General features: G+C 61.3%; 9 protein-coding genes. 5 read left to right on the top strand and 4 right to left on the bottom strand.

The features are described 5' to 3' along the window. The coding region (locus tag AACS18_RS23650) for an acetolactate decarboxylase (protein ID WP_258228773.1) at positions 1 to 178 on the top strand (178 nt) is incomplete at its 5' end. An 18-nt stretch (positions 179 to 196) separates the two neighbouring features. Then, positions 197 to 1867 carry an acetolactate synthase AlsS gene (gene alsS / locus AACS18_RS20085; RefSeq protein ID WP_108613126.1) on the top strand — a complete coding sequence of 557 codons (1671 nt, stop codon included), beginning with the start codon at positions 197 to 199 and terminating at the stop codon, positions 1865 to 1867. Between the two features lie 116 nt (positions 1868 to 1983). Here the strand turns inward: alsS and AACS18_RS20080 are convergent, their stop codons facing one another. Both AACS18_RS20080 and AACS18_RS20075 read right to left on the bottom strand, forming a co-directional pair. Continuing rightward, positions 1984 to 3396 (bottom strand): MATE family efflux transporter, encoded by a 1413-nt coding sequence (locus tag AACS18_RS20080; protein WP_108613125.1) that lies wholly within the window; start codon positions 3394 to 3396, stop codon positions 1984 to 1986. 73 nt (positions 3397 to 3469) lie between these two features. Beyond that, the gene (locus tag AACS18_RS20075; RefSeq protein ID WP_108613124.1) at positions 3470 to 4408 is read right to left on the bottom strand and encodes a LysR family transcriptional regulator; all 939 of its coding nucleotides are present in this window, start codon (positions 4406 to 4408) and stop codon (positions 3470 to 3472) included. A gap of 500 nt (positions 4409 to 4908) precedes the next feature. Between AACS18_RS20075 and AACS18_RS20070 the strand changes: the two genes are divergently transcribed. Further along, the gene (locus tag AACS18_RS20070) at positions 4909 to 6201 is read left to right on the top strand and encodes an HAAAP family serine/threonine permease (RefSeq protein WP_181363339.1); all 1293 of its coding nucleotides are present in this window, start codon (positions 4909 to 4911) and stop codon (positions 6199 to 6201) included. A 91-nt stretch (positions 6202 to 6292) separates the two neighbouring features. On the opposite strand, the gene AACS18_RS20065 is transcribed toward AACS18_RS20070, so the two are convergent. Further along, positions 6293 to 7012, bottom strand: coding sequence for a substrate-binding periplasmic protein (locus AACS18_RS20065; protein ID WP_108613123.1), 720 nt, complete (start codon positions 7010 to 7012; stop codon positions 6293 to 6295). A gap of 90 nt (positions 7013 to 7102) precedes the next feature. Continuing rightward, positions 7103 to 8125: an MBL fold metallo-hydrolase gene (locus AACS18_RS20060; RefSeq protein ID WP_108613122.1), complete on the bottom strand. Its 1023-nt coding sequence runs from the start codon at positions 8123 to 8125 to the stop codon at positions 7103 to 7105. A gap of 152 nt (positions 8126 to 8277) precedes the next feature. Between AACS18_RS20060 and AACS18_RS20055 the strand changes: the two genes are divergently transcribed. Further along, positions 8278 to 9177 carry a LysR family transcriptional regulator gene (locus AACS18_RS20055; protein WP_108613121.1) on the top strand — a complete coding sequence of 300 codons (900 nt, stop codon included), beginning with the start codon at positions 8278 to 8280 and terminating at the stop codon, positions 9175 to 9177. Between the two features lie 88 nt (positions 9178 to 9265). Then, positions 9266 to 10351 (top strand): L-methionine/branched-chain amino acid transporter (gene yjeH / locus AACS18_RS20050; RefSeq protein WP_108613130.1); only part of this gene is annotated, 1086 nt, incomplete at its 3' end.

Below are 10351 nucleotides of genomic sequence, written 5' to 3'. Positions count from 1 at the left end.
GATCACCGCCGATCGCAAGGGGGGCGGTCATCTGCTCGACTACACCATGGCCCACGGCACCCTGCGGCTTTCTGTGGTGCGTCACCTCAATCTGGCCCTGCCATCGGATCCCGCTTTCCGGCAGGCCGACCTCAACCCTGCCGATCTCGATCGCGCCATTCAGGCCGCCGAAGGCTGATAGACAAGGAGCAATATCATGGAAAACAGACAGTGGAAGTGCGGTGCCGAGCTGGTGGTTCGTCATCTGGAGGCGCAAGGAGTCAAGCAGGTGTTCGGGATCCCGGGGGCCAAGATTGATCGGGTGTTCGATACGCTGGAGGACTCTCCCATCGAGACCATAGTGGTGCGCCACGAGGCGAACGCCGCCTTTATGGCGGCCGCCGTGGGGCGCCTCACCGGCAAGGCGGGGGTGGCGCTGGTCACCTCGGGCCCCGGTTGTTCCAACCTTATTACCGGGCTGGCGACGGCCACCTCGGAGGGGGACCCCATGGTGGCGCTGGGCGGTGCGGTGCGCCGTGCCGACGGTCTCAAGCTCACCCACCAGAGCATGGATACGGTCAACCTCTGCCGTCCGGTCACCAAGTTCAGCGCTCAGGTCAACAGCGGGGCGGCGATCTCCGAAGTGATGGCCAACGCCTTTCGCGCTGCCGAGCTGGGGCGGCCGGGGGCGGCGTTTGTCAGCCTGCCGATGGATATCATCAACAAGCCGGTTCAGGGCAATGTGCTGGTGCCCCGTGAGGTGCCTGAGCCGGGCTGCGCCGATGAGCAGAATATGGAGCAGGCATTGACCCTGCTGCGCAACGCCGAGAATCCGGTGGTGCTGCTCGGCCTGATGGCGAGCCGGCCGGAGAATGCCGAGGCAGTGCGCGCCTTCCTCGACAAGGCGCGGCTGCCGGTGACCGGCACCTATCAGGCCGCCGGGGTGGTGGACAGCTGCCACTTCGATGACTTTGCCGGGCGGGTCGGGCTCTTTAACAACCAGCCGGGGGATCAGCTGCTGGCAGGGGCCGATCTGGTGATCTGCATCGGCTACAGCCCCATTGAGTACGACCCCGTGCTGTGGAATGGCGACAGGGAGCGGCGCATCCTCCATATCGACGTGCTGCCTGCCGATATCGATAGCAGCTACTGCCCGACCGCCGAGCTGGTGGGGTCGATCCGGGCCAACCTGTTGCAGCTGACCCGCATCATGGGCAATCCGAAAATCCGTCCCCCCGAGGTGGATCGGCTGCTGCAAGGTGTTCGCCAGCAGCGGCTGCGACTGGCGATGCGGGCCGACGATCTGCACGGCAATCCGGTTCACCCCTTGCGTATCGTGCGCGAGCTGCAGGATCTGGTGCGCGACGACATGACCCTTTGCGTCGACATGGGCAGCTTCCATATCTGGATTGCCCGCTACCTCTACAGCTTCCGCGCTCGTCAGGTGTTGATCTCCAATGGTCAGCAGACCATGGGGGTGGCACTGCCGTGGGCCATCGGTGCGGCGCTGGTGCGGCCGGGTGAGAAGGTGATTTCGGTATCGGGGGATGGCAGCTTTATGCAGTCGAGCATGGAGCTGGAGACTGCGGTGCGGCTCAAGAGCAATATCGTTCACATCATCTGGGTCGATAACGGCTACAACATGGTGGCAATGCAGGAGCAGCAGAAGTATTGCCGCACCTCCGGCGTCTCTTTTGGCCCCATCGACTTCAAACGCTATGCCGAATCGTTCGGGGCGGCCGGTTTCGCGGTGCGTTCGGCCGATGAGCTGCGCGCTACCCTGCGGGCCGCGCTGGCGGTGGAGGGGCCTGCTGTGGTGGCCATTCCGGTGGATTACTCCGACAACCCGGGGCTGATGGCCCAGCTCAGGCCAGAAGTATTGGCATAAGTAGGGGCAACAGTGCTGGCCTGAATCCTTGTGTGAGGGCAGGCAGACCCGCCCATATAGCAAAAACCGGCATCAATGGATGCCGGTTTTTTTATTGCTACGCGGGATGGGTGGCCTTAACGGGCCAGCTGGACGGCGGCGCGTGCGCGGGCCGGTTGTGGGCGCTGTTTGGCTTTTGGCGCGCAGGCCATTTTCAGGCGCAGCCACTCGCGCCAAAGCAGCCAGCAGAGCGGCAGGGTGAGCAGCAGCACGGTCGCGGGCTGGGCCATCAGCACCCCATCACGGCCCCACAGTTGTGGCAGCAGGAAGATGAGCGGCAGCAGCAACACGGTTTTGGCGATGGAGATGACCAGTGCCTGACGGGTGCGCGCCATGGATTGCAGCAGCACGATGCCGAACATGATGATCCCCTCCAGCGGAATGGCACCGAGGTTGAGGGTCAGGCTGCTGATGGCGGCGGCCAGCAGTTCGGGATCCTTGTCGCCGGTATAGAGCATGGCGACCTGTCCCGGCAGCAGCTGGATGGTGAGCCACACCAGCATGCCGTAGATAAAGGTGAACTTGAGCCCCATCTCCATCAGGTACTTGAGGTTGCGATGGCGCTTGGCCCCTGCCGCCTTGCTGATGAGCGGCTGAATGCCGAACGCCAGCCCCTGCAGAATGACGATAAAGACCGCTTCGGTGTAACCGGCCACGGTAAAGCCCGCCAGATCCTTCACATTGCCATACACCATCAGCTGGCTGTTGTGCAGCATCAATAGCAGCCCGAGGTTGAACTGGGCAATCAGGCTCGGCAGACCGGTAAAGAGCAGGTGCGGCATGGCGGGGAGGTTGGGCACCAGATCCCGCCAGCTGAGGCGAAGCCGCGCCCAGGGGGTGAAGAAGTAGCCTAGGCCGATCAGGCTCACCGCACCCTCTGCCATCAGGGTGGCTTGCGCGGTACCGATCAGTCCCAGTCCCAGCAGACCCACCATGATGTAGTTGAGGATGATATTGAGCACGGCGCCGCTGCTCACCAGCACCATGGCCAGTTTCGGGCGGCCATCGTTGCGCAGCAGATAGGGCACCGCCAGATTGCTGGCCAGCAGCAGGGTACCGCCGCCAATCCAGGTGAGGTAGTCGCTCGCCTGTTTCCAGGTCTCGGTGCCCTGTTCAATTCCCAGCCCCAGCAGGATATCGGTGTGGGTGTAATAGAGCAGCCCCGGCGCAACTATCCCGAGACCGGCCAGCAGCCAGAGGGCGTTGACCAGCGCTTGACGGGCCAGCGTGTCGTTTTTCGCCCCTTGTTGGAAGGAGATGGCGGTGGCCGCCCCCATGCTGATCATGGCGGCCAGCCCGATCAGCACCATGATGACCGGATAGACCAGGTTGATCCCGGCGAGGCCAGCGGCGCCGACATAGTGGCCGACGAAGATGCCGTCGACGAGGTAGTAGGCCCCCGAGACCAGCATGGCAAGAATGGAGGGGAGGGCGTAAGCCCAGAAGCGACGGGTCATGGCCCGTTGCCGCAGTGTTAAATAGGCAGACATATCTGTTCTCTCGGGGAGCTCGATTATCGAACAGCTAGTCTAGATTAATACTTATTTGGTGATAATCAGGGTTTCACTTGATGAATTGCTGAGCCTTGCTCATTAATCCGGGGTGTTGGTAGTGGGCCTTGAGCATGTCGATCAGGATGCGCAGGCCGCTGCCCAACTGGTGCCGACTGGGATAGAAGAGGTAGAAACCGGCAAAGGTGGGGCACCAGGGCTCTAGCACGGTGAGCAGTTTCCCCTCCGCGACCTTTTGGCTCACCTCCTCTTCCAGACAGTAGGCCAGCCCCAGCCCCGCCTCTGCGGCCCCCAGATAGAGGGCCGGGGTGCTGGTGGTGAGCGGCCCGGTCACTTCGATCTCCAGCATGGTGCCATCGGCGGCAAAGGCCCAGCGATAGTGGTGGTGCGGGGTGAGGCGATAGCCGATACAGGCGTGGCGGCTCAGCTCGCTCGGGTGCTCCGGCGTACCGTGCTCCGCCAGATAGGCCGGGGAGCCCACCACCAGATAACGCTGGGGTGGGCCGAGAGGGATGCCGATCATCTCCTTGGGCAGCAGATCCCCATAAAAGAGCGCGGCATCGTAGCCATCTTCAATCAGCCGGGGCATCAGCTCCTGCTCCACCACCTCCACCTGCATTCTGGGATAACGGCGCAGATAGTCGATCAGCACCGGCGCCAGCAGGCTGTCGATGGCCCCGCGTGGGGCACAGAGCTTGAGTCGTCCCACCGGCTCGTCGCTGTTGCGGGCCAGTTCACTGAGCGCCTCTTCCAGGGTATTGAGGGTGGGGAGCAACTGCTTGAGCAGCCGTTGGCCCGCGTCGGTCGGCACCACGGCGCGGGTGCTGCGGTTGAGCAGCCGCACCCCCAGCCGCGCTTCCAATCCTTTCAGGCTATGGCTGAGGGCGGAGGCCGAGACCCCGAGTTCGAGGGCGGCCTTGCTGAAACTGCGGTGACGGGCGACGGCGGCAAACACCGCCAGTTCGGCGAGATCGGTACGGGTAATGGTCATCATTAATCAACAAAAAGGCGTGAGTCACAAGGGTACGTCAAGGCCGTGCTGCACACAATCCGCGCGGAATGTGCGAATTGTTATGAAAATGTATCTGTCCGCAGGCCATTGATTCCAGTGAAACTAAGTTGAATTGTTAAAAAAAACTGACAATAAGGCGTTTTGAGTGTGATCTTAGTCGTCCGAAAGGCGACCGGAATCAAACTTTGGTTGATTAATTCAAAAAAACGCTGTGATTAATAGGGGCATTTAATTAAAGTCAGCCTATCAAGAGTGGTGCACGTTAATCGGTTGTTAAGTGAGACGGGCGCTGACCCTCAGGGTCAAAATCTCGCACTGTTGTTTGTTGCTGTTTTGTTGTCACAAGGAGTGATGGCCAGACTGCCGGGGTGCGAGATGTTAATGACAAGGATGAACAGCAGGTGTTCCAGGGAGATGGAACCGGGCCGAGGGCCCGAACAAACAAGAATCCCATTTTTCCTAGATGACAGGAACAACGTATGTCTGACATGAATATTGCAGCTGATGGTCGTTTAGCCAGCAACACTTCCCGCGGCATCAACAAGGCCGATGTGGTCTGGATGCTGGGTCTGTACGGTACCGCGATCGGTGCCGGTGTGCTCTTCCTGCCAATCAACGCCGGTGTAGGTGGTCTGTGGCCGCTGGTTGCCATGTTGATCCTGGCTCTGCCGCTGACTTTCTTCGCTCACCGTGGTCTGGCCCGCTTCGTGCTGTCCGGCTCTACCCGTGATGGCGACATCACTGAAGTAGTAGAAGAGCACTTCGGCAAGACCGCAGGCAAATTCATCACCCTGCTCTACTTCTTTGCCATCTACCCGATCGTACTGATGTATTCAGTTGCCATCACCAACACCGTCGAGAGCGTGATTGTTCACCAGCTGGGCATGTCTGCACCTCCCCGTGCCGTTCTGTCACTGGCGCTGATCCTCGGTCTGATGGCGGTTGTTCGTCTGGGCGGCCAGGTTATCGTCAAAGCGATGAGCGTGCTGGTATTCCCGTTCGTGATCACCCTGATGGGCCTGGCGTTCTACCTGATCCCGCATTGGAACGGTGCCATCATCACTGAAGCTCCGGCCCTGTCCGACGCCTTCAACGGTGACTTCATCAAGACCCTGTGGCTGGCTATCCCGGTTATGGTGTTCTCCTTCAACCACTCCCCGATCATCTCCTCCTTCGCGGTGGACAACAAAGGTCGTTACGGTGAAGGTGCCGAGAAGAAGTGCAGCAACATCCTGCTGGGCGCCCATGTCATGATGGTGATGACCGTTATGTTCTTCGTATTCAGCTGCGTACTGAGCCTCTCCCCGGCTGACCTGGCTGCTGCCAAAGAACAGAACATCTCCATCCTGTCCTACCTGGCCAACCACTTCGATAACCCGGTTATCGCCACTGTGGCTCCGCTGATCGCCATGGTTGCCATCAGCAAATCCTTCCTGGGTCACTACCTGGGTGCGCAAGAGGGCATGAACGGCCTGATGGCCAAAGCACTGCGCGAGAAGGGCAAGAACGTTGACATCAAGCAGCTGAACAAAGTGACTGCAGTGTTCATGATCCTGACCACCTGGGCCATCGCCACCATCAACCCGAGCATCCTCGGCATGATTGAAGACCTGGGCGGCCCGATCATCGCAATGCTGCTGTTCCTGATGCCGATGTACGCCATCACCAAGGTTCCGGCCATGCGCAAATACGCTGGCAACATCAGCAACGTGTTCGTGACCATCATCGGCCTGATCGCCATGTCCGGTATCATCTACAAGCTGATTGCCTGATAACTCCGGTTACCAAGTTGAATGAAGAAGCCGCCTCGCAAGAGGCGGCTTTTTTTATGGCTGTTTGGGGCGGTGAGCGGATGCGGTATCGCTACTTCATCAGCTTCTTCACCTCGTCGCTGGCCAGCGCCTTGTTGAATTTGTCCCGCGCCTCTTTCCCCTTGGCGGAGTTGGTAAAGCAGACGTGGAGGGACTTGTCCTCGAGGATTTTGCCGTTGAAGCCGAGGTTGGCGGCAACGTCCTTGAGTTGGGGATCGCTCTCCAGCAGATAGGTCATCACATTCTGGTCGATGACCGCCAGATCGAGTCGACCGTTGCCCAGTTTCAGCAGGTTCTGGCTGTCCGAGCTGGTGGCATCGGCCGAGAGCGCCTTGCTGGCCACTTTTTCGTCGAACTCGGTGGTATTCACATAGCCGGTGACGACACCAATTTTCTTGCCCTTGAGGTCATCAAGGCTCTGCCAGGTGACCGGCTGATCGGCTCGCTGGGCAAACCCGAGAGGGCCGTTACCTATGGGGTCGGAGAAGAGGCAGCTGCTCTTGGGGTCGAGATACTCGGGGAAATAACCCAGTACCTCGGGGTTGTTGGTTGCCTCGTCCACGGCCCGTTGCCAGGGATAGAACTTGATAGTCAGCAGGTCGCCAGCCAGGGCAAAGGCTGCGGTCACCACCTGACTGCTCTTGCCCTGTTCAGGCAGGCTGGCGCTGGTGTAAGGGGGCCATTCAAGGCTGGTCAACACCGCCGCCTGAGCGACCGACATGCCGAACAAGGGAAGAGTGGCCAGGGCGAGGTGCTTCCATTTCAGGCTCATAGAGATAACTCCTTGTGGTCAAACACCCCTTAAAGATAGCCCCCGGTGTCGATTGCGGATGCCGGCCATGGCTGACCGGCATCCGTGCCTCTATTTGTTGTCGATATTCTCCGACTGCCAGAGGGCATAGCCCTTGCCGGAGGCCGTGGTAGGCAGATCAATCTGCATCAGGTCGTTGCCGATGACGAAGGGGCCCGAGTAGCGGGCGCGCAGATCCTGCGCCAGATCCTTCACCCTGATCTTGCCGTTGAGGCCGATATGGCTGAACACGGTCAGCGCCGGTTTGGCTTCGTTCATTACCCGGGCCGCCTGCTCGGGGGAGGCGAGGTGACCGGCGATCGCCTTGTAGCCGGGGTTGGCCTTCATCTGCTCGGCAGAGGTCATGGAGACGCAGTGCACCAGCAGGTCGGCTCCTTTGGCCTGCTTCACCACTTCGGGGCTGTAGCGGGTATCGCCGGAGAGCACCACGCTGTGGCCGTGGTAGTCGATGCGATAGCCGAATGACGGCTTGATGTTGACCCCGTGGTCGTTGTCAAAGGCAGTCACCTTGACCCCGTCATGGTTGTAGACCACCCCGGCGGTGACCTCGTGGCTGTTGATCTCCACCCCGTCCAGCGGCGTTCCCTCATCCTTGACCCGGGTGGCAATGTCGGTGGCGTAGGCCTGCTGCAAGCCACGGGCGAGGGCTGTGGTGCCTTTGGGGCCGTAGAGTTCCATCGGCGCGTGGCGCTGGCCATAGGCCGGTTGCAGCCAGCCGGTCAGCCAGAGATCCGCCAGCCCGTTGGTGTGGTCGGAGTGAAAGTGGGTGAGGAAGAAGGCGTTGACCCGGCCGATGGGGATATGCAGCTGCCACAGGCGAGTGGCGGAGTTGCGGCCAAAATCGAACACCAGCTTCTGGTTGCCCGCTTCGACCAGGGTACTGTAACCGCCCCGGCTGATCTGGGGTACCGGAGTGCCGGTGCCGAGCAGGCTGACCCGAAAGATATCGGGCCGGGCTTGAGTTGCTGAGGCAGGGGCCTGATCGTGGTTGCTGATAAAGCTGCTCTCGGCGGCCTGACTGGCGCCGCTGGCCAGCAGACCGACCAGTAATGCGGCCAGATAGGTGCTTTTCATGGGGATTTATCCTGTGGGGAAGGGACGGCATCACTGTATTGGTAACCAAAAGTTAAATAAATTGGCTAAAATCCATTTCTTACTAAACTTTTGGTTGTGAATCAGGGCTCTGTAGCGGGTCGTGTTACTCAGGAACGAACAAAGGAGCGGTTGTGGACCGATTGACCAGCATGCGTATCTTCACCCGGGTGGTGGATCTCGGCTCCTACAGCGCGGTGGCGAGCGAAGAGGGGATCAGCGCCCAGATGGTGGGCAAGCATGTGCTGGGACTGGAGCAGTGGCTGGGGGGCAAGCTGTTTCACAAGACCACCCGCCAGCAGACTCTCACCGAACTGGGCCAGCTTTTTCTCGCTCGCTGCCAGCGGGTACTGGAGGAGATGGCTCTGACCGAGTCACTCACCCAGAATCTGCTGGCCGAGCCGGCCGGACGGCTGCGTATCGCCGCTCCCCTCAGCTTTGGCCACCACCGGCTGGTGCCGCTGCTGCCCGCTTTTCTCGACCGCTACCCCAAGCTGGATCTGGATCTGCAGCTCACCCCGCGCTGGGTCGATCTGGTGGAGGAGGGGTTCGATGCCGCCATCCGCACCCTGCGCCCGCAGGATGAGGCACTCATTGCCCGTCCGCTGCTGACCCAGCACTACCGCCTCTGCGCTGCCCCTGACTACCTCAATCGCCACGGCGTGCCCCGTCATCCGGCCGATCTAGTTCGCCACCAGTGTCTGCACGGCAACTGGGGCGAGCATGAGCGCTGGCAATTTGTCGGCGAGGATGGTCAGAGCGAGGAGGTGCGGGTTGCCTCGCGCCTGCGCATCAATCACTGGCCAGCCTTGTTGACGGCTGCGCTCTCGGGGGCTGGCATCACCTTGCAGCCAGCCGAACAGGTGCGTGACCATATCGCTGCGGGGCGTCTGCTGCCGCTGCTTGGTCGCTATCAGAGCCCGGCCAAGACCCTCTACTTCATCTATCCGGCGGCGCGGCGGCAGGTGCTCAAGATCACCCTGCTGGGGGATTTTCTGGCCGAATCCCTGCAAGCTGAGCCCGAGCCTGAATAAAAGGCTGCATATTCTCGCCACCGTGCTTAACAAAGGAGCGGGGCAGGCCTAACATGGCGGGATGTTTTTCTAGTCAGGACAAAAGGATATGTCTGGGTTGAAAAAGGATCTCGGGCTCTGGCAGGGGATGGGGCTGCTCGCCACCTCGCTGCTCGGCACCGGGATCTTCGTGGTACCGGCGACTGCCGCCTCGCTGGCGGGTGGGGCCTCGCTCTGGGCCTGGTTGCTGCTGATTGCGCTGGTGCTACCCATCGCCTTTACCTTCGCTCGCCTCGGCCGCCGCTATCCCCATGCGGGCGGCGCGCCGCACCTGATTGGCCTCGCCTTTGGCAACGGCGCCGAGCGCTTCTCCGCCTTCCTGTTTCTGGCGGTGCTGCCGGTGGGGCTGCCCGCCGCCCTGATGATCGCCGCCGGTTTCTGGCACGCCCTGTTCGATATGGGGGAGTGGACCCTCTGGGCCATCCAGCTGCTGACCCTGCTCGGGGTCTTTCTGCTGGGGCTGCGCGGGGCGCGCTCCTCCGGCAATCTGCAACTGCTGATTGCGCTCGCCATTCTGGGGCTGACCCTGCTGATCTGGTTCAAGGGAGAAGTGAGCTGGCGCGATGCGGCCCGGCCATTGCCTAGCGCGGATGAGTGGCCCCCTATGGCCACCGCGCTGGCGGTGATGTTCTGGTGTTTCGTCGGGCTGGAAGCCTTCGCTCACATGGGGGAGGAGTTCAAGCGGCCGGAGCGGGACTACCCCATCGCCCTGCTCGGCGGTGTGCTGCTGGCGGGGCTCATCTACTGGGTGCACTCGCTGGTGGTGCTCAAATATGGCCTCTACGGCGATGAGGCGAAAAACGCCACCGCCATCCCCTCCCTGCTGGCGCTGCTGTTCGGCCCCACCGCCAAGTGGCTGGTGGCGGTGCTCGGCTACCTCTCCTGCTTTGCCAGCATCAATATCTACATTCAGGGCTTTGCCCGGCTGATCTGGAGCATGGCGCGGGAAGGCAAGTTGCCCCCCTCGCTGGCCGTGCTCACCGCGCGCGGTGCGCCGCTGCGGGCGCTCGGTCTGGTGCTCGCCATCTGTCTGCTCTGCATCACCCTCATCATCTGGCTGCGACTGCCGCTCGATGAGCTGATCCGCTACGCCAACGGCAACTTCGTGCTGGTCTACCTGCTCTGCATGGCGGCG

The organism is Aeromonas sp. HMWF015, assembly GCF_963878965.1.
GTDB lineage: Bacteria > Pseudomonadota > Gammaproteobacteria > Enterobacterales > Aeromonadaceae > Aeromonas > Aeromonas veronii.
The sequence above is the reverse complement of the archived record's forward strand: the minus strand, read 5'-3'. Positions and strand labels throughout refer to the sequence as shown.